14 protein-coding genes are annotated in these 19,328 nt (G+C 74.4%); 2 read left to right on the top strand and 12 right to left on the bottom strand.

What is annotated here, in order from left to right:
* The first annotated feature begins 172 nt into the window (after nucleotides 1-172).
* Nucleotides 173-2,431, top strand: coding sequence for a glycoside hydrolase family 9 protein (locus Q8791_RS21050; RefSeq protein WP_330093479.1), 2,259 nt, complete (start codon nucleotides 173-175; stop codon nucleotides 2,429-2,431).
* A 124-nt stretch (nucleotides 2,432-2,555) separates the two neighbouring features.
* Here the strand turns inward: Q8791_RS21050 and Q8791_RS21045 are convergent, their stop codons facing one another.
* From Q8791_RS21045 to Q8791_RS21025, 5 genes are all read right to left on the bottom strand, one after another.
* Entirely contained in the window at nucleotides 2,556-3,356 is an 801-nt protein-coding gene (locus Q8791_RS21045; protein ID WP_330093478.1) for a DUF1206 domain-containing protein, read from the bottom strand.
* 182 nt (nucleotides 3,357-3,538) lie between these two features.
* Nucleotides 3,539-4,651 carry a PQQ-dependent sugar dehydrogenase gene (locus Q8791_RS21040; protein WP_330093477.1) on the bottom strand — a complete coding sequence of 371 codons (1,113 nt, stop codon included), beginning with the start codon at nucleotides 4,649-4,651 and terminating at the stop codon, nucleotides 3,539-3,541.
* 41 nt (nucleotides 4,652-4,692) lie between these two features.
* On the bottom strand, nucleotides 4,693-5,856 hold the full coding sequence (locus Q8791_RS21035; RefSeq protein ID WP_330093476.1) for an FUSC family protein: 1,164 nt from the start codon (nucleotides 5,854-5,856) through the stop codon (nucleotides 4,693-4,695).
* Nucleotides 5,857-6,032: 176 nt separating this feature from the next.
* Nucleotides 6,033-6,776, bottom strand: coding sequence for a polyamine aminopropyltransferase (locus Q8791_RS21030; protein WP_330093475.1), 744 nt, complete (start codon nucleotides 6,774-6,776; stop codon nucleotides 6,033-6,035).
* 90 nt (nucleotides 6,777-6,866) lie between these two features.
* Nucleotides 6,867-7,463, bottom strand: coding sequence for an O-methyltransferase (locus Q8791_RS21025; RefSeq protein ID WP_330093474.1), 597 nt, complete (start codon nucleotides 7,461-7,463; stop codon nucleotides 6,867-6,869).
* 198 nt (nucleotides 7,464-7,661) lie between these two features.
* Between Q8791_RS21025 and Q8791_RS21020 the strand changes: the two genes are divergently transcribed.
* Nucleotides 7,662-8,144, top strand: coding sequence for a hypothetical protein (locus Q8791_RS21020; protein ID WP_407942033.1), 483 nt, complete (start codon nucleotides 7,662-7,664; stop codon nucleotides 8,142-8,144).
* Nucleotides 8,145-8,267: 123 nt separating this feature from the next.
* Here the strand turns inward: Q8791_RS21020 and Q8791_RS21015 are convergent, their stop codons facing one another.
* From Q8791_RS21015 to Q8791_RS20985, 7 genes are all read right to left on the bottom strand, one after another.
* Nucleotides 8,268-9,653, bottom strand: coding sequence for an MFS transporter (locus Q8791_RS21015; RefSeq protein WP_330093473.1), 1,386 nt, complete (start codon nucleotides 9,651-9,653; stop codon nucleotides 8,268-8,270).
* A 262-nt stretch (nucleotides 9,654-9,915) separates the two neighbouring features.
* Nucleotides 9,916-11,187, bottom strand: a complete 1,272-nt coding sequence (locus tag Q8791_RS21010) for a protein phosphatase 2C domain-containing protein (RefSeq protein WP_330093472.1) — start codon at nucleotides 11,185-11,187, stop codon at nucleotides 9,916-9,918.
* 382 nt (nucleotides 11,188-11,569) lie between these two features.
* Nucleotides 11,570-12,736, bottom strand: a complete 1,167-nt coding sequence (locus Q8791_RS21005; RefSeq protein ID WP_330093471.1) for a VWA domain-containing protein — start codon at nucleotides 12,734-12,736, stop codon at nucleotides 11,570-11,572.
* Nucleotides 12,733-15,117: a DUF5682 family protein gene (locus tag Q8791_RS21000; RefSeq protein ID WP_330093470.1), complete on the bottom strand. Its 2,385-nt coding sequence runs from the start codon at nucleotides 15,115-15,117 to the stop codon at nucleotides 12,733-12,735. The genes Q8791_RS21005 and Q8791_RS21000 overlap by 4 nt, the downstream gene beginning before the upstream one ends.
* Nucleotides 15,117-16,226 (bottom strand): ATP-binding protein, encoded by a 1,110-nt coding sequence (locus Q8791_RS20995; protein WP_330093469.1) that lies wholly within the window; start codon nucleotides 16,224-16,226, stop codon nucleotides 15,117-15,119. Before Q8791_RS20995 ends, Q8791_RS21000 begins: the two co-directional genes overlap by 1 nt.
* Complete coding sequence (locus Q8791_RS20990; protein ID WP_330093468.1) at nucleotides 16,227-17,759, bottom strand: DUF5691 domain-containing protein; 1,533 nt, start codon at nucleotides 17,757-17,759, stop codon at nucleotides 16,227-16,229.
* Nucleotides 17,756-19,021: an SWIM zinc finger family protein gene (locus Q8791_RS20985; protein WP_330093544.1), complete on the bottom strand. Its 1,266-nt coding sequence runs from the start codon at nucleotides 19,019-19,021 to the stop codon at nucleotides 17,756-17,758. The genes Q8791_RS20990 and Q8791_RS20985 overlap by 4 nt, the downstream gene beginning before the upstream one ends.
* Between the last annotated feature and the right edge of the window lie 307 nt (nucleotides 19,022-19,328).

Genomic DNA, 19,328 nt, shown 5'->3' with positions numbered 1-19,328 from the left:
CTTCGGACGCTTCGGACGCTCCGGCGAACCCGCGGGGCCCCGTCGTCGGCCGCCGCCTTCCGGAACCCCTTGCCCCCATTGACAGGAGTGATCCTCGACACAACAATGATCGCACGATTGGGAGCGCTCCCAATCCCTTCGACCGCTCACCCCCCAGCGGAAGGACCCCCAAGTGAGAACGGTACGAATACACGCGGCGGTGGCGCTCGGCGCCACCGCGGCGCTCTCGGCGACCCTCCTCGCGGCCTCCCCCGTTCAGGCCGACGAGGACCCCACCGAACACATCGTCAACGGCGGTTTCGGAGACGGCTCCACCGGATGGTGGGGAAGCCCCGTCATCGAACTGGAGGTCACCGGAGACGAACGCCTGTGCGCCGACATCCCCGGCGGGACCGCCAACCCGTGGGACGTGATCATCGGCCAGGACGGCGTCCCGCTCCGCGGGGGCGAGTCGTACACCTTCTCCTTCACCGCCTCCGGGGCGGAGGCCCGGCCGATCCGCGCCCTCGTCCAGGAGCCGGTCGACCCCTGGCGCACCGAGCTCGACGGACGCGCGTTCCTCACCGAGGAGGCCGCCGCCCACACGTTCGTGTTCACGGCGGGTGCGGACCGCGACGACGCCCAGGTCGCCTTCCAGGTCGGCGGCGCGGACGAGGCGTGGACGCTCTGCCTGGACGACGTGTCCCTGCTCGACGGCGCCGAACCCCCCGTGTACGTGCCCGACACCGGCCCCCGCGTACGCGTCAACCAGCTCGGCTACCTGCCCGACGGGCCCAAGAACGCCACCGTCGTCACCGACGCCGCCGACCCCCTGCCCTGGCGGCTCGCCGACGCGGACGGCGCGGTCGTCGCCGAGGGGGACACCGCACCCTCAGGTCCCGACGCCACGTCCGGCCAGAGCGTGCACACCGTCGACTTCGGCGGCTTCACCGAACCCGGCGAGGGGTACACGCTGACCGCCGACGGCGAGACGAGCCACCCCTTCGCCGTCTCCGCCGACCTCTACGAGGACCTGGCCGCGGACGCCCTGTCCTTCTACTACCCCCAGCGCAGCGGCATCGAGGTCCTGGACGAAATCGCCCCCGGCTACGGGCGGGCGGCCGGGCACGTGGGCGTCGCGCCCAACCAGGGCGACACCGCGGTCACCTGCCACCCCGACACCCCCTGCGACTACGCCCTGGACGTGTCCGGCGGCTGGTACGACGCGGGCGACCACGGCAAGTACGTGGTCAACGGCGGCATCTCCGTCCACCAGCTGATGAGCGTCCACGAGCGCGCCCTGCACGCGCCGACCGGCAACCCCGACCGCGCCGGCGACTCCACCCTGCGCCTGCCCGAGCGGGACAACGGGGTCCCCGACGTCCTGGACGAGGCCCGTTGGGAGATGGAGTTCCTGATGGCCATGCAGGTGCCCGGGGGAGAACCGCTGGCGGGCATGGCGCACCACAAGGTCCACGACGAGTCGTGGACGGCGATCCCGATGCTCCCCGCCGACGATCCGGAGGCCCGCTACCTGCATCCGCCGTCGACGGCCGCCACCCTGAACCTGGCGGCGACCGCCGCCCAGTGCTCCCGGGTGTTCGAGCCCTACGACGCCGGGTTCGCCGCGACCTGCCTGGAGACGGCCGAGACCGCCTGGTCGGCCGCCCTGGCCCACCCCGATGAGTACGCGCCCGCGACCGGCGCCGGCGGCGGACCGTACGACGACACCGACGTCTCCGACGAGTTCTACTGGGCCGCGGCCGAGCTGTACCTCACCACCGGGGACGCCGCCTACGAGGACGCCGTCACCTCGTACGGCCTGCACGCCGACCCCGAGGTGTTCGTGCCCTCCGGGTTCGACTGGCGCTACACCGCACCGTTGGGCGCCCTCCAGTTGGCGTCGTTGCCCAACGACCTGTCCGACGGGGCACGGGACGCCCTGCTCGGGGGCGCCGCGCAGTACCTGGAGAACGTCGGGACCCACCCGTACGGGCTGGCGTACGCGCCCGTGGACGGGGTCTTCGCCTGGGGCTCCAACAACCTCGTGCTGAACAACCTGGTGGTCCTGTCGACCGCCTACGACGTCAGCGGGGACGAGGCCTTCCGGGACGCCGTGCTGGAGGGCATGGACTACGTGCTGGGCCGCAACGCCCTCAACCAGTCCTACGTCACCGGCCACGGCACCAGCGACGCGGTCAACCAGCACAGCCGCTGGTACGCACACCAGCTCGACCCGTCGCTGCCGCAGCCGCCCCCCGGCTCCCTCGCCGGAGGGCCCAACTCGGACACCGCCACCTGGGACCCGGTGAGCGAGGCCGCCTTGGCCGGGTGCGAGCCCCAGTTCTGCTACGTCGACGACATCGGCTCGTACGCGACCAACGAATTGACGGTCAACTGGAACTCGACGCTGGCGTGGGTGTCCGCGTTCGCCGTCGAGCAGCTCCGGTAGCCGCCCGGCCCGGCCCCCGGTGACCCGGGGCCGGGCCGACCGCAGATCCATCCGGGAGGACGGGGTCCCTCGGGAGAGCGTGGGGCCCCGTCCGACATCCTCCCCCCGTGGGGCGGAGGGCGGTTCAGTCGCGCGACCAGCGCGCGAGGCAGAAGCAGTAGGCGCCGTACAGGGCGACGCCCGCGGCGACCGCGACCAGCGCGGGAGGTCCCGCGGGGGTGTCGGCGAACGCGCGCAGCGTACCGTCCAGCCCCTGGGCCCTGTCCTTGTCGAAGGTGATCGCGGCCTGGAGGATGAACACCCCGGCCGCACCGAGGACGAGTCCGTGCGTGGCGTAGCCGAGGACTCCCACGGTGAGAACGGTCAGACGTCCGCCGCGGGACAACCCGCCCAGTGCCAGGTCCCGGCTGAAGCGGCGGGCCACCGCCTTCCACAGCTGGTAGATCCCCACGGCGATCATCCCGCACCCCGCGGCGCCCACGACGAAGCGGCCGAACGGCAGCGACATCAGCTGCGCCGTCATACCCTCCGACTGGCTGTCCTGGGATTCCGGGGCGCCCCCGCCCGTGAGGAAGGCGGTGATGGTGACGGCCAGAACGGCGCAGAGCACCGCGTTGGAGGCGGCGGCGACGCGCCGGGTCGCCTTGTCGGGGCCCACGGCGGCGTGGATGCCCTGCCAGAGCGCGAGTCCGGCGAGACCGGCGGCGGCCACCCAGAGAAGCGGCGTGCCTCCGGTGTTCTCGGCGACGACTTGGAGGGCTCCGCTGTTGTCGGCCTCCTCACCGCCGCTCTCCCCGAAGGCGATCTCGAACGCGATGTACCCGATGATGAGGTAGAGCAGGCCCTTGGCGGCGAACCCGACGCGGGCCAGGTTGCGGAGCCAGCGGCTCCGCGCCGCCTGGCGACCCTTGGCTTTGACCTCCACGACTGGGCGCTTTGCACTACCTAATCCAGACATGTCCGAGTGTTGCCCCGGTCGCGCCCCCAAAAACGAGCCGCTTCTCTCATGACCGGTGTTTGCGCAGTTCACACACCACGAGAACGCGCCCGCCCCGGGGCCGGGCACGAGGGGCCTCGCGTTCCCGCGGAGCCCCCGCCCCGACCGGCCTACTCCAGGGGCAGGCGCAGGATCCGGTCGTCTCCGTCGCCCGGTTCGCCCCGGCCGTCCCTGTTGCTCGTGCCCAGCCAGAGCCCGTCCCCGTCGGGCGTGGCCACCACCGTGCGCAGGCGGCCGTACTCCCCCTCGAGGTGGGCGACCGGCTCGCCCACACCGCCGTCACCGGTGAGCGGCACCTCCCAGAGGCGCTCGCCGCGCAGACCCGCCACCCAGAGGGAGCCTCCCGCGACCGCCGCGCCGCTGGGCGAGGCCTCCGCGGTGGTCCACGTGACCAGGGGGTCGACGTACTCGTCGCCGCCTCCGGTGCCCTCCACCTCGGGCCATCCGTAGTTGCCGCCCGGTTCGACCAGGTTGACCTCGTCCAGCCGGTTCTGGCCGAACTCGGTGGCGTAGAGGCTCCCGTCGGCGTCCCACGCCAGGCCCTGCACGTTGCGGTGCCCGTAGCTGTACACGAAGTTGCCGAACGGGTTGTCCGGGGCGGGGTCGCCCCCGGTGGTCAGGCGCAGGATCTTGCCCCCGAGGGAGTCGGTGTCCTGGGAGTCCTCCGGGTTCCCGGCGTCACCGGTGCCCGCGTAGAGCAGGCCGTCGGGGCCGAACCCGATCCGGCCGCCGTTGTGGGTGGACGCCGAGGGGATGCCGTCGAGGATCACCTCCGGCTCGCCCAGCCCGCCGCCGTCGGGGTCGTACTCCAGCCTGCTGATCCGGTTGTCGGAGTCCGTCGTGTAGTACGCGTACACGTAGGGCTCCTCGGGGAACCCCGGGTCCACGGCCAGCCCCAGCAGGCCGCCCTCCCCGGACGGGGACACCTCGGGGACGGTTCCGGCGTCGCCGACCGTGCCGTCGTCCTCCACGCGGACGACGTCGGCGGAGTCGCGTTCGGCGACGAGCGCGGAGCCGTCGGGGAGGAAGGCGATCCCCCACGGCACCTCCAGGTCGGTGGCGACGTCCTCGGGTTGGCCGAGGTCGGACGCGCCCGCCGGCGGAGCGGACTCCCCGGCTCCGGTGGTCTCGCCCTCGGGGGTGCCGCACGCGGAGAGGAGGACGAGGGCGCCGAGGAGGGAGACGGTACGGATCGTCGGTCTTGCGGTCACTGTGTGCACCATGCCCGCTCCCTTCCCCGTGGCGGCCCGAGTACGCCGGCTCCTCAACCGCCGTCGCGCGTACTGTTCTCGTGCCCCTCGCAGAGCTCCTCGAACACCCGCTCCAGGTCGGTGAGAAGCGCGCTGTACACGGGCCAGCGCTCCCGGTCCCAGTCCGCGCTGAGGTCCTCCCGGGCCCGCTCCACGCCGCTCGCCCCGGCGTCCAGGCAGGCGCGCAGGTCGGCGGAGACGGAGGAGCGCTCCGGCTCCTCCGCGTCGTGGACGGCCTGGAAGGCGTCGGCCGCACTGTCCATGAGAGGGGCGAACCCCCGGAGGAAGGCGTCGTCGGGCGCGGGATACCTCGACCGGGAACCGGTCGAGTACCGCAGGGTGCGGACGACCGACTGGAGGTGCCACGAGGCCCGGCCCAGGGCGGAGATCCAGGCCCGGTACGTCTCCGGGCTCCCCTGCGGGCCGCGCCCGCCGAGGACCCGCCGAGGGTTGAGGCGCGCCCGCTCCTCCTGCTTGGCGACCGAGGACCGCGCGTTGCGGGCGGTGTCGTCGAACCCGTCCGTGACGCGCGCCCAGTGTTCGAGGTCGGCGAGGCCGTCGTTGCCCTCCCTGAGCCCGTCGGCCATCTCCCGGGAGATCTGGCGCAGTCCGTCGGCGAAGTCGAGCACCGCGTTCTCGGCGTCGCGGAAGCGGACGGCGGGGGCGAGGACCAGGTTCGTCACCACGGCCGCGCCCGCGCCCACCATGACCATGGCCAGGAGCGAGCCGAGGTCGCCGGGGCTGGCCGCCGTGCCTCCGGCCAGCGCGAACGCGGCGACGACGGGGATCTGGGACCCCTGCGATCCGAAGACCGCGGCCTGCCCGAGGACGAGGGCGAGCAGGACGAGGACGGCGAAGATCCACAGCTCGGGGCCGACGGTGAGCCCTCCCACGCCCGCGATCAGCGCGCCCGCCACGACCGCGGCCACGTAGCGGCCGGACTGGAGCACCGACCCGTAGACGCTGGGGCGTACGACCAGCAGCGCGGAGAACGGCGCGAACCCGATCTGCTGCGTGTCCATCAGCAGGGCCCCCACCGCCAGGGCGAGGGTCGCGGCCACGGCGCACTTGAGGATGAGGACCGCTGTCTCGCGCTCGTACCCCCGCCGCTCGAACACCCTCCGCAGCGCCTGTCGCCGGTGCCCGCCGGATCCGGCCGCCCATCGCCGAAGCGTCACCCCGTCCTCCTCCTGTCCCTGTCCCCCACCGGGGCCGGTCCGCGGCCCCGGCACGTCCGGCTCCGCGGCTGCCCCGGCCTCCGCGGACCGGCGGTCCCGCCACGGGCCCGTCTCCGCGTCCCCTTCCCGCCCCGCTCCCCGGCACACCGGTCCGCCGCGCTCAGTCCCCCCGCGGTTCAGTCCCCGGGGGCTGTCGCCAGGTAGACGGTGTTCGACCCGGGCCCCTCCTGGTAGGGGCTGGCGAAGGTCACCACCTCGCTGCGCACGCCGGTGAAGACCTGCCGCAGGACGTGCTCGTAGTCCGAGTCCGGGGGGTCGTTGGACCACAGCGCGAACACCCCTCCGGGGTGCAGGCTCCCGGCGAGGCGGCGCACGCCCTCCGGTTCGTAGAAGGGGGCGTGGGACGGGTTGAGCAGGTGGCGGGGCGAGTGGTCGATGTCGACCACGACGGCGTGGAACCGCCGCCCCGGGGTCGCCGCGTCCAGCCCCTCCGCGCCCAGGGCCAGCGCGAAGAAGTCGCCGCGCGCCAACCGGCAGCGGGGGTCGGCGGTCAGAACGGCACCGGCCGGGATGAGCCCGTCCCGGTGCCAGTCGACCACCTCGCCCAGCGCCTCCACGACGAGGAGGGACCGCACGCCGGGGTCGTCGAGCACGGTGAGCGCGGTGTGCCCGAGCCCGAGCCCGCCCACGACCACGTCGTACCCGTCCGGTGGCGCCGCGCCGGGGCCCTCACGCAGCTCGGCCAGGGCGAGCCGGGCCACCTCCACCTCGGCGGCGGTGAACGCGCTGGACATGAGGAAGTCGTCGTCGAGCTTGATCTCGTACACGTCCTCCCCCACGAGGGGATCCCACCGGCGGCGCAGGCTGATCACCCCCATCGGGGTGGGCCGGTAGCCGAGTTCCTGGAAACGAGGGCTCAAGGTGGGTGCTCCAGACCGGAGGGGATCGGGTGTCCCGCCCACCGTAGGGGGCGCCGGCCGCGGCGGACGCCGTTTTCCGCGGGACACGCCTCAGCGGCGGACCATCACGAGCACACCGCACGACCAGCCGAGGAGCGGGAACAGCTCCCACCCCGACCGCGACTCCAGATCGCCGATCAGTCCCTCCACCTCCAACTGGTGGCCCTCGGGGTCCAGGCCCTCCGCCTGCCGGGCGAGGTCGTCGACGACGTAGAACCCGCCGCGGTCCACGAGCGACAGCGCCTCGTCCAGGTGGGTGAACGTGCCCGGTAGCGCGTCGGCGAACACCAGGTCGTAGCCGGGTCCGGTGCCGTCGGCGCGGCCCGCGAGCCACTCTCCGCCGTCGGCCTCGTACACCGTCACGCGCGGGTCGACGGCGTGGTGGCGGCGAGCGACGCCCAGACACGCGGGGTCGTTGTCGACGGTGTCCAGGACGGACTCCCGGTCCATCCCGGCGAGCAGCCACGCGGTGCCGACGCCGGTCCCGGTGCCCAGTTCGAGGAACCGGCCTCCGGGCTTGGACGCCGCCAGCGCCCGGAGGAGGCGGCCGACGGCCTCGCCGCAGGACATGGTGAAGCCGACGGCCTCGGTGTCGGCCTCGATCGCGGCCAGGGCGGCGGGGCGCTGGTCCGGCGCGGTGGTCGCCATGGGACGGGGCTCCTCACTGTTCGCCTTGCCGTCGGTTCGAGGCTACGGCGGCGGGGAGGGCCGGTCCAGCACCCAGGGCGCGGCGGCGCGGGGCCTGCGCCCGTGTCGGCGCGGCCCCGTCTGATTCGCGTTCCGAGGTGTGGGCGGGCGGTGGAACGGCAAGGGGTGGAGAACCGGTGTCCGACGCAGGGGGCAGACATGAACTGGAAAGCCGACGCGCCTCCCCGCCACCCCTGGTTCCGAGGGGCTCTGCGGGGAGTCGTGGGTGCGATGGCCATGAGCGGGATGAGGCAGGTCGCGGTCGGTGTGGGGGCCATCGAGCGGACACCGCCCGACGCGGTCCTCAGAGAGGGCGTGCCCCGCCTGTTGGAGAGCGTGCCCGAGCACCGCAGGACGGCCGCCGTGGAGCTGGCCCACTGGGGGTACGGTGCGACGGCGGGGGCCGCGTTCGCCCTCCTGCCCGCCCGGCTGCGGCGTTCGCGACTGACCGGGCCGGTGTACGGCGTGGCGGCGTGGGGCCTGTTCGAGGCGGGCGTGGCGCCGTTGCTGGGGCTCGCCCACGCGCACGGGTCGCGGCCCCGCGAGCGGTGGGCGCTGCTGATCGACCACGTGTTCTTCGGGATCGTCGTCGGCGCGCCTCCCGAGGCCGGCGTCGCCGGTTCCTCGGCGCGAGGCGGGTGAGGGCTCCGGGAGGACCCGCCCGGCCGGGCGCCATACGACCCGCCGGGAAGGATCGCGCGGCCCCCGGCGGCGCGGCGAGGCCGCCGCACGGGATCCCGTGCGGCGACCCCGTCCCTCACCTCGTCAGGAGAGGGGGGATTTCTCCGGTTCGGCCTCCCGGCGTCCTCCGAGGGCGAGGACTCCCGCCACGGCCAGGACGGCGACCCCCGCCAGGGCGAGGGCCACGACGTGGAACGCGGCAGTGAAACCCTCCCCCTCCAGGCGGCCACCGGTGAGTGCCGCCAGGACCGCGCCGACGCCCGCGAGGGCGACCGTCTCCACGGTGATGCGGGTCGCGTTGAACACCCCGACGGCGACACCGGTCTGCTCGACGCGCACCACCCCCATCGCCATGCCGTCGATCGTGCCGTTGGTGAGGCCCACACCCGTCGCGACGAGCAGGAACGGGAGCAGGAGCGTCCACGGCGTGGCGTCCGGGCCGAGCACCAGAAGGCCCGCCGACCCCGCGGCGCACAGGACCAGTGCACCGACCACGACCACCGCGTGCGGGAGCCGGGCGGCCAGCTCCGCCCCCAGTGTGGGCAGGAACAGCGTCGGTCCCGTGAGCATCAGCAGCCACAGCCCCGCCTGGGCCGCGCCCAACCCGACCACGGCGATCAGGTACGAGGGCAGGTACACGAGCAGGGGGACGAGCACCGCCATGAACGCGGCGGCGGCCAGGGCGTACGCGACGAACCTCCGGTTGGCGAGCAGCGCCAGGTCGACCAGGGGGTCGCGCCTGCGCCGTTCGACCAGGGCGAAGGCGACCATCAGCAGAGCCGACACCACCGTCCCCGCCAGCACCACCGGCAGCCCCCGTTCGGGGCCCTCGACCAGTGCGGCGATCAGGGTGACCAGGGCCGACGTGAACAGGACCGCACCCGGCCAGTCGACCGGCCGCCCGGTGCCGCGCAGCGCGGGCAGCAGCGGGACCAGCAGCAGGGCGAGTCCGGCGACCGCGGCGGGGCAGGCGAACGCGACCCGCCAGCCCAGGCTGTCGACCAGCAGCCCGGCGACGGCGGGACCGAACGCGGTGCCCGCGCCCAGCACCGTGCCGAGGAGGCCGAAGGCCCGCGCCCGCGCGGGCCCCTCGATGGTCGCGGCGACCATCGAGCTGCCCCCGGCGACCGCTGCCGCGGCGCCGATGCCGCCGGCCGCCCGGAGCAGGTTCAGCGCGGCGACGTCCCGCACGAACAGGCACAGCAGCCCGGCGGCGCAGAACAGGAGGACGCCCGCGGCGTAGACGCGCCGCCGACCGATCGCGTCGGCGACGGACCCCGCGCACACGAGGAACGCCGCGAAGCAGGCGTTGTAGGAGTTGACGACCCACTGGAGGGCGGTGAGACCGCCGCCGAGTTCGGCCTGGATCGAGGGCAGCGCCACCGAGGCGCCGGTGATGGCCAGCGGGAACGTGAGCGTGGAGAGGAGGACGGCGGCGAGGACGATCCCGCCGCGATCTGGTGTGGACAAGTCGGAGGCTCCGGGCGTTCAGGAACGGAACCGGGGCAGCACGGAGGTACCGCACCGGTGGTGGTCACTGATGCGGCGGAACGGACGTGGTGTCGGCCGCCGCTAGGCGGCCGGGTCAACCGATTCGGGCACGGCCCGGACACTAGCCGACCCGCCCGCGCGCCGCCACCCGTTTCCGTGGGCCGGAGGACGGCGCCGCGACACGCGTACGCCGGAGCGGGTCCTCACGGCGCGGAGCGGACGGGCCGGCCCGGCTCCGGGGTCACCGGCCCCAGACGCAGACCGCGGTCCGGTCGTCGTCGTGGGACCTGGTCCGGAAGTCCACCTGCCACCCGAACTCCATCCGCCCGGGGATCCCGTCGCCGCCCCACCACCCGAGGAGCCGCCCGGTCACGTCGGCGTCGTCCATCGGCCCGGCGAGGCCTCCGGTGCAGAGCAGCAGCGTCTCACCGGGGGCCAGGTGGTGCCCGCTCACGTGCACGCGGCGGATGTCCGCGGGCAGCGCGGCGGTCCTGTCCACGACGGACAGGGGCTCCATGAGCCCCTCGCGCAGGAGGTGGGCGGGGCTGTCGCCGACCGCGAGGAGGAGGACCCTCGCGGTCTCCCCCTCGGGGGTGAGTTCGACCAGGGCCGCCGTGAGCGTCGTGGACAGCTCCCTGTCGTCGACGCCCTCCGACGCCGCCAGGTCGGCCATCCCCCGGGCCACCCGGGCGACGATCCGCTCGCACAGATCCCGGGCGTCGTCCGCGCCCCGGCCGATCAGCCCGCCCAGGTGCTCGTCGACGAGTTGCGACAGCAGGTCGCACGCGGAGGCGGCGCCGCGGTGCGACATGCTCCTGCCTCCGACTCCGTCGGCCACACAGACCAGGACCGCGCGCAGCTCTCCGGCCTCCAGTCCGTACATGCCGAACGAGTCCTGGCGGCACTCCCCCTCGAGGCGGTGCGCGCCTCCGCGCAGCGACGCCGCCCGCAGGGCCAGCCCCGGGTAGTCCGCCTCGTCGAGGACGGTGTCGGGCACCGAGCCGCCCCGGTCGGGCAGCCCCCGGGCGGGGTGGAGGGGGCGTCCCGGCCGGGCCGGGGCCGGCGGCGGTGCGAAGGCACCGGTCCCGGGGTCCTCCGACCCGGCAGTGGAGGCGTCGGCGAGCGGCAGGACCGGCCGTTCCATGGCGACCGTCTCCGTGTCGTCGGGGGAGTCCGCGGCCGGGGCGGCCGTGTCCCCAGCCGCTTCGGCGGTCTCCGGCGCCCCGGCCGGTGGCTCGTCCGGTGCGCCGCCCGACGCATCGGGCGGTCCGACGGGCGGCTCGGCGGCGGATGCGCCGCGGGGGGCGGCGGCCGTGGCCAGGTCGGGAAGGACCGCGCCGTGGACGGTGTCCCCCATGTCGTCGAGGATGTCGCCGGGCGGTTCCCCGTCCGTCTCCTGGGCGGCGCCCGCACTCTCACCGCCGTGCACGTGGCCCCCCTCCGCCCCGCCGCGCCGGAGGTAGTCCGACAGGGCCTTCCCGGCCTTGTCCAACTGGTCCGCGAATCCGCTCACACCGCGCTCCTTCCTGGAGGGCCGGGGGGAAGACCAGGACGCGGGGCACCGCCTCGACGGCGGTCCGGGTGCCGCCCCTCCGCGGGGGCTCGCCCGTCACCGGTTCTGGTCTCGGTCCTCACCTGTGGTCCGTACCGCTTGCCGAGTCGTCCGGTCTCCGGCACGTCCCGGGCCTGACACCCGCCCCGCGCCGTCGCGCGTCCTCCGCCCGGGAGGAGGGACCGACTCCGCCGACGCACTCCCCGGGGGACACCGCGAGGGGAGGGAGGGTCGGGATCGACTTTCGGCGAAAGCATAGGGGAAGGCCCACGCCACCGGCTCTCCGAACCCGCTCGGAGGTGTGACAGGCGGGCGGGGACCGCCACGGCCCCGCCCGCCCGGATCAGGTGTCCCGATGCTTCTCTACCCAGGACGTGAGGGGTTGTCCCTGGATCGCGGCCGCCATCAGCTCCGGGAACACGTCCGGGGTGCAGGCGAACGCCGGGACGCCCATCTCGGCGAGCGCCGACGCGTTCTCGCGGTCGTAGAACGGCGCGCCCTCGTCCGACAGGGCCAGCAGCACGACCACCTGGACCCCGGCGGCCTGCATCGCGGCCACCCTCTTCAACATCTCCGCTCGGACACCGCCTTCGTACAGGTCGCTGATCAGCACGAAGATCGAGTCCGTCGGCTTGGTGATCAGCCCCTGGCAGTAGGCGATCGCCTTGTTGATGTGCGTGCCCCCGCCGAGCTGGGTGCCGAACAGCACCTCCACGGGGTCGGTGAGCTGTTCGGTGAGGTCGACCACGGCGGTGTCGAACACGACCAGCGACGTGCGCAGGGTGCTCATGGACGCCAGGACCGCGCCGAACACGCTCGCGTACACCACCGAGGACGCCATCGATCCGCTCTGGTCGATGGCCAGGACGACGTCCTTCTGCACCCCCCGGCTGCGGCGCCCGTACCCGACCAGGGTCTCCGGCACGATCGTGTTGTGCTCGGGCAGGTAGTTGGCCAGGTTGCGGCGGATCGTGGCGTTCCAGTCGATGTCCGCCACCCGGCGCGGCCGGTGTGTGCGCACGGACCGGTCGATCGCCCCCTGCACCAGGGAGCGGGTCTTCTGCGCCACCCGCCGCTCCAGGTCGTCCACCACCCGGCGCACCACGGCGCGGGCGGACTCGCGCGCCTTGTCGGGCATCACGCGGTTGAGTGAGAGCAGCGTCCCCACCAGGTGCACGTCCGGCTCGACGGCCTCCATCATCTCCGGCTCCAGGAGCAGCTGGTGCAGGCCCAGCCGGTCCATGGCGTCCTTCTGCATCACCTGCACGACGGAGGTCGGGAAGTACTCCCGGATGTCGCCCAGCCACCGGGCGACCCGTGGCGCCGAGCCTCCCAGTCCGGCGCTGCGCTGTCCGCCGCCCGCGGATCCGGAGCCCGCGTCGCCCCGGTTGTACAGCGCTTCCAGGGCGCCGTCCATGCCCTGGTCGGCGGCGCTCAGCCCGCCCTCGCACCGGGCCTCGCGGCCGAGGACCAGCCGCCAGCGGCGCTCCCGCTCATCCGTGACGCTCACGTGTGGCTCCTTCCGGTGGTGAGGATGGCCAGGGCCGTGGCCAGGGCGGGGGCGGCCCGTTCGACGTCCACGTCCACGCGGACCGCGGCGGGGTCGGCGGCAGGGGCCGCCCTGCCGATGCGGGCCGCCGCCGCGCCGATCTCCCTGCGCTCCGGCCCCTGGAAGGACCCGAAGGTGCGCCGCAGCAGCGGCAGCACGACGGTGAAGCGCTCCTCGGGCAGGCCGAGCAGCCAGGTGTCGATCAGCCCCAGCAGGCGGTCGTCGTGCACCAGGATCAGCCCGCTGCCCTGGAGGAACCCCTCCAGCCAGGCGGCGGCCGTCGCCGGTTCGGAGCCCGGCGACATGGCCAGCCCGAGCCGGCGGCGCAGCTCGTCGCCGTCCACCAGCCCGGCGTCCGAGAGCATCCGGTTGATCCGGCCGGCGATCCGGCCGGGCAGGGTGTCCCGTCTCGCCAGGGTCACGAGGGTCGCCGTCCAGGCCGCCGCGCCCTCCCCTCCGAGCAGGGTCGCGGCCGTGTGCGTCTCGTCGATCCGCGTGACGAACCGCTCCGCCGCGTCGTCGTCCAGACCGTGCACGGCCGGGGCCAGCCCGACGCAGACACGGCGCAGGATCTGTTCGGCGACGGTGCGCAGGTATTCGCTGTCGGTGCCGCGCACGTCGCCGTACCGTGCCGACCGGGCCAGCGGCGGCAGCGCGCCCATCAGGTGGGTGACGTCGCTGTCGGTGGCCGCCCTGTCGGTGAGCAGCGCCAGGACCCGGGGCAGGGCCTCGCCCAGCTCCGCGAACAGGCACTGCTCGGTGAGCGAGGTCAGCTCCGGCAGCGTGGCGTCGGCGGCGAGGTCGACCGCCCTGGCGGCGGCGGCCGACGCCACCGTGGTCCCCCACCGGCTGGCCTCGATCAGCGCCACGTCCATGTCGGGTTCCCAGCGCAGGCGCCACGACTCCCGGAACGTCCCCTTGTGCTTTCCGTCGGGCGTGCGCGGAACGCCCCACCCGACGCCGAGCATCCGCAGCCGGTGCAGGAGCACGCCGCGTTCGCGCTCGTTGTCCTTGCGCAGGTCGAGGTCGAGGTCGCGGTCGAAGGGCTCCGGTTTGAGCCGCAACCGCTTCTGGGCGGCGACGAGGTCGCGCTGGAGCGGGACCATGGGCGTGGACGACGGGACCGAGCCCATCCGCTCGCCGATCGCCATCCGGTGGTGGACGAGGGCGGCCCGGGTGGGCTCGCCCTCGCAGAGGACGGCGGTGAGCGCCTCGGACACCTCGTCGAGACCGGCGAGGGGGCGCCCGCGCAGCACCGCGAGGCTCTCGGCGAGCCGCACACCCTCGATGACGTGCGAGGACGACACGCCCTGTCCCTCGTCGCGCAGCATGCGGGCCGCGTCGGTGAGCCACCGGTGCACCGGCCGGTCGGCGACGGTGAACAGGTGGTGGTACCAGCCGGGCGCGGACACGCCCGCGCCGTAGCCGCTGGCCGAGGCCAGGCGGCCGTGGGTCCACGGCACCCAGGTCGCGGTGACCTTGGCCTTGGGCAGGCCCTTGAGCAGGGCGGTGTCGTCCTTGATCGAGTAGTCGGCCAGGTCGCGCAGCGCGGGTGCGTGCCAGGCGCCGCAGACCACGGCGACGCGTTCGTGCCCCTGTTTGAGGGTGGCGCGCAGGGTCTGGCGCATGTACGCCTCCCGGCGGGCGTTGCGCGCCTCCTCGGGGCCCGACTCCGCGCGGACGGCGGCCATGGCGTCGGCGATCGCGGGGAACGGGGACGGCTCGCCGTCTCCGCGCTGTTCGACGACGTCGTCCCACCAGCGTTCGGCGTCGTCGTAGCCCGCCGCCTCGGCGAGGACGCCGAGCGGGTCCAGCCGGACGCGTTCGGGTTCCCCGACGGCCTCCTCGGTCTCGGCGCCCTCGGCGGGTCCGTCCTGTGCGTCCGGTTCCCCGGCCGCGTCGGCGCCGTCGGCGCCGTCGTCCGGCCGCCCCTCGTCCCCGGCCTCGGCCGCCTCGCGCCGCGCCTCCGCCTCGGCGACGCGCTCGGCGAGGGTGTGCGCGGCGGGCAGGTCGCAGAAGCGCACGGGCACGTCGTTGGCCACGGCGTAGCGCAGGGCCTCCCACTCCGGGGAGAAGCTCGCGAAGGGCCAGAACGCCCAGCCCTCCTGGGCCCTGGCCGTGTCCCCCGCGGGGATGTCGGTCAGGTACGCCAGCAACGCCACGGGCGGTTCCAGCTCGCCCACCAGCGCGGTGAGCGCGTCCGCCTCCGGCGGCCCCTCGATCAGCACGGCATCGGGCTTGATCTCCTCCAGGGCCGCCCGGACGGCCCGGGCCGAGCCCGGGCCGTGGTGCCGCACGCCCAGGACGTGCAGCCCGCTCGTGTCCAGTCGGGGTCGACCCATCAGGCGCCCACCTCGCGGCAGGCGCGGTAGAACTCGCCCCAGCCGTCGCGCCCGCGCGCGACGGTCTCCAGGTACTCGCGCCACACGACGCCGTCGGAGACCCGGTCCTGGACGACGGCGCCCTGGATGCCGGCCGCGACGTCGGCGGAGCGCAGCTGCCCGTCACCGAAGTGCGCGGCCAGCGCGATGCCGTTGGTGATCACCGAGATGGCCTCGGCGGTGCTCAGGGTGCCGCTGGGCGACTTGACCTTGGTGCCGTTGTCCTCGGTGACCCCGGAGCGCAGTTCGCGGAAGACCGTGACGACCCGCTGGATCTCGGTGAGGCTGGTGGGCACCTCGGGCAGTTCCAGCGCCCGCCCCAGCTGTTCCACGCGCTGGGTCACGATGCGCATCTCGTCCTCGGCGCTGTCCGGCACGGGCAGCACCACCGTGTTGAACCGGCGGCGCAGCGCGCTGGACAGGTCGTTGACGCCGCGGTCCCGGTCGTTGGCGGTCGCGATGATGTTGAACCCGCGTTGGGCCTGCACCTCGATGCCGAGCTCGGCGACCGGCAGCGCCTTCTCCGACAGCACGGTGATGAGGCCGTCCTGCACGTCGGAGGGCATGCGGGTGAGCTCCTCGATGCGGCCGATGGAGCCGCGCGCCATGGCGGTCATCACGGGGCTGGGCACGAGGGCCGCCTCGGACGGGCCCTCCGCGAGCAGCCGCGCGTAGTTCCAGCCGTACCGGACGGCCTCCTCGGAGGTCCCCGCGGTGCCCTGGACCAGGAGGGTGGAGTCGCCGGAGACGGCGGCGGCCAGGTGCTCGGACAGCCACGTCTTGGCGGTTCCGGGGACTCCGAGGAGCAGCAGCGCGCGGTCGGTGGCCAGGGTGGCGACGGCGACCTCGACGACCCGGCGGGAGCCGATGTACTTGGGGGTGATCTCGGTGCCGTCGTCCAGGGTGGCGCCCAGCAGGTACTGGGTGACCGCCCACGGGGACAGGTGCCAGCCCGGGGGGCGCCGGCGGTCGTCGGCCTTGGCCAGCGCCTCCAGTTCGGCGGCGTAGGTCTGCTCGGCGTGCGGGCGAAGGGCCTGGGCCGCGTCGGTGCTGATGGCGGAGGTGGTCAACTAGAGCTCCTTGTGCATGTCGAGCCGGAATCGGAGGGTCTCCCGAAGCCGGAGGTAGGCGTCCGCGGTGTCGTCGAACGGGGGTTCTTCGCGCAGGTCCGCGAGGTGTTCGGGCGGCATGTGCTCGGCGGCGGCCTCGCAGATCTCCCGGTAGCCGAAGGAGTCGCGCTTGCGCCCCGGCTGGTGCAGTCGCCGGACCACCAGCTCGGACAGGGAGGCGGTCCAGGGGCCGCCGGTGGCGCGCAGGGCCTCGCCCCAGCGCTCCATGCCGACCCCGGAGGTGAGGACGTCGCGCACGTGCGCGCAGCGCTCCTCGGCGGTCAGCAGGTCCAGCAGCTTCGCCAGCTGGAACGACCGGCGGGTGTGGGCGCTGGAGCGTCGGGCGATCCGGGGGCCGGCCGCCTCCAGGACGCTCCTCGCCCACACGGTGTCCCGCTGGACGGCGACCGCGTTGACGAAGGCGTCCGCGAGGTCGGCGTCACCGGAGCCGTGGGCTGCCGCGAGGACCCCGGCGGGGTCGGTGCCGAGCAGGTCGGGCCACACGTCCAGGGGGGCGTGGGTGACGAGTGCCCACAGGCGTTCGGAGCGTTCGTCCTTGGTCTCGGCCTCGGCCTGGGGGGCCGCGAGCGCGAGGTCGCGGTGGATGTCGTCGCGGCGCGTGTGGACGGTCTCCACCCGCAGCCCGCCCTTGTCGTCCGCCGACGCGTGCTCGCGGACGTGGCCGCGCAGGCGGTGCGCGTGTGCGCTGTCGGGCAGCCGGGTGAGGAGTGACAGGGCGAGGCCGCGCACGTTGGCCCCCCGGTCGTCGAGGGCGTGTTCGAGGAACTCCTCGTCTGCGGGGCCGAGCCCGGTCTCCATCGCCTCCAGGAGGCGGCGGCGGAGTTCGGCCTTGGCGAGGTCCGGCCAGACCCCTTGCAGGAGTGCGCGGGCGGCGTCGGGGTCGGTGGTGCGCAGGGCCGTGAGTGCGCGGCGCCGCCGGGCGGGGGTCCCCTGCTCCCATTCGTGCTGCTCGAACCGGTCTCCCGGGACGGACTCGCCCTGCATGTACGCCCACGAGGGGTTGAACCGGGCCAGCCAGTGGCCGCGCCCGCCGACGACCGCGGCGAGCGCGGGGCGGATCCGGCTCTCGCGTACGCCCTGGTCGAGGAGGGCGGGGAGGCTGGAGTGCGCGGCCCGCACGCCGTGGGCGGCGGCCCGTTCGAGCCACTCGGGGAGGAGGGCGACCCGACCGGCGAGGATCAGTTCCAACCGGTGCGTGGCGGCCTCCCCCGCCTGGGGGAGTTCCTCGGACGCGTCGGGGGCGACGGGGGTCGCGGTGACCGGGGTGTGGCCGGCGGCGCGTCGGACGGCCGCCAGGGCGGCGCGGTCCAGGAGGGCGGCAGCGCCTTCGGTGGCGGGGGTCTCGGGAAGGTCGGGGGTGTCGGGAACGGAGCGGCGGGAGGTGCCGACGAGGGCCGCGGAGACCAGGCGGTCCCAGGAGTCGGCGGCGGTGACGGAGGCCAGCGGGTCGAGGGGTTCGGTCGTGCCGGTCACAGGGAGACCGCCTTTCCGTTGCGGTCCCACACCGTGAGGGGTGTGAGCCCGTGGGCGGGCGACCACTCGGCGGCGACGGTGGCCGGGTGGCCGCCCGTGACCGCGAGGAGGCGCCAGGGGTCGGTGGCCGCGAGGGGGAGCGCGGCCCCGGTCGGGTCGGCGAGGTGCCACCGGGCGGCGTCCGCGGCCGGGTGCGCGGGGGCGACCCTGTCGAGCACGACCGGCCAGGCGTCCTGCCAGGGGTCCTCGGCCAGGACCGCGGCGAAGGAGTCGAGGGCGTCGGCGACCGTGCCGCCCTCGGGCGGCGGCGCCTGGCCGGTGTCGCCGTCGCCCACGGGGAGGACGCGGTGGCCGTCGGGGTAGAACGCGAACTCGGCGGAGACCTCGGTGCCGACCCGGAAGGCGGTGGCGGGGGCCTGGCCGGCGCGGCCGAAGGTGAGGGACAGGGCGGTGCGCCCGGACCCCGTGCCCCGCAGCCACACCCGGCGGGCGCGCATGTCGCTCTCGGCGGTGTCGATGTCGCGTCGGCCCAGGACCCGCCAGGTGTCGCGGACGCGTTCGCCGCCCGCGAGGACGTCCTCGGCGCGGGTGGTGATGCCGATCCGGGCGCGGGCGGCTCCCCGCGTGCGTTCTCCCAGGGCGTCTCCGGCCCGGTAGCCGCCGATCAGCAGGTGGAGGAGGCCGAGTTGCTCGAGCATGCGCTCGGGCCAGCGGTCCCCCCTCGCCGCGGCGGGCAGCTGGGAGACGAGGGTGTGGGCACCGCGGGCCTTGGCGTCCATGAGGCGCCTGGCCATGCGGTCCCAGTGGTCGTAGCCGTGTTTGGGCGCCTCGGCCAGGCCGGCGTCGACCTGGTCGTACAGCCAGGTCCGAAGCTCGTCCAGCCCCGCGCCGACGGTCTTCTCCCTCTCCTGGAGGGTGGCCGCCGCCTTGGCCGGGTCGGCGGGCGCGGCGGGCGTGCCGTTCTCGGCGCGTGCCTGTCGGGCCGCGCGGCCGTTGAGCCACGCGCCGACCCACTCGGGTTTCTCCTCACGGGTCGTCACGTCGTCGCGGGCCCAGAGCGCGAGCAGGGCCAGGACGTGCTTGCAGGGGATCTTGCGGCTGGGGCAGCTGCACTTGAAGGCGGGGCCGCCGTCCCCGTCCAGGTGGACGGCGGCGAGGTAGGGCTTGGATCCGCTGCCCTTGCACTCGCCCCACACGGCGGAGGCGCCGCCGGAGGGGGCGGCGACCACTCCGCGCTCCGGCCAGGACCCGTCCTTGGCCACCTTGAGGGCGGCTTTCTGGGAGGAGGGGTCCGGAGCCAGAGCCCATACGTCGTCGGTACTCCATCGATCGCTCACATGGAGAACACTACGGAACGAGGGTGACAAAACGGGGGGTTCCGACGCCCTGCCGGAAGCCCTTTCGTGAACCCTCCCGACGGGCTCCGGGAAGTGTCGGCGCCCCGTGGCATGATGGGGCCGCGGACCGGCTCGGGCGTGGCACGAAACCCCTGCGCAGCACCGAAAAAAGTTCACTGCCGCTTAAAATACATTTGTGCCCTCTGGCCGTTTTATCCGGGAGCCTAAAGTC

This window comes from Nocardiopsis codii, from assembly GCF_036327455.1.
Lineage (GTDB): Bacteria > Actinomycetota > Actinomycetes > Streptosporangiales > Streptosporangiaceae > Nocardiopsis > Nocardiopsis codii.
This window is presented reverse-complemented; position numbering and strand designations above follow the sequence as displayed.

Coding starts and splice junctions, on each gene's coding strand:
- Q8791_RS21040 (WP_330093477.1), bottom strand. CDS start 4,651: ATGGTGCACACAGTGACCGCAAGACCGACGATCCGTACCGTCTCCCTC.
- Q8791_RS21025 (WP_330093474.1), bottom strand. CDS start 7,463: ATGGCGACCACCGCGCCGGACCAGCGCCCCGCCGCCCTGGCCGCGATC.
- Q8791_RS21020 (WP_407942033.1), top strand. CDS start 7,662: ATGAACTGGAAAGCCGACGCGCCTCCCCGCCACCCCTGGTTCCGAGGG.
- Q8791_RS21000 (WP_330093470.1), bottom strand. CDS start 15,117: ATGGGTCGACCCCGACTGGACACGAGCGGGCTGCACGTCCTGGGCGTG.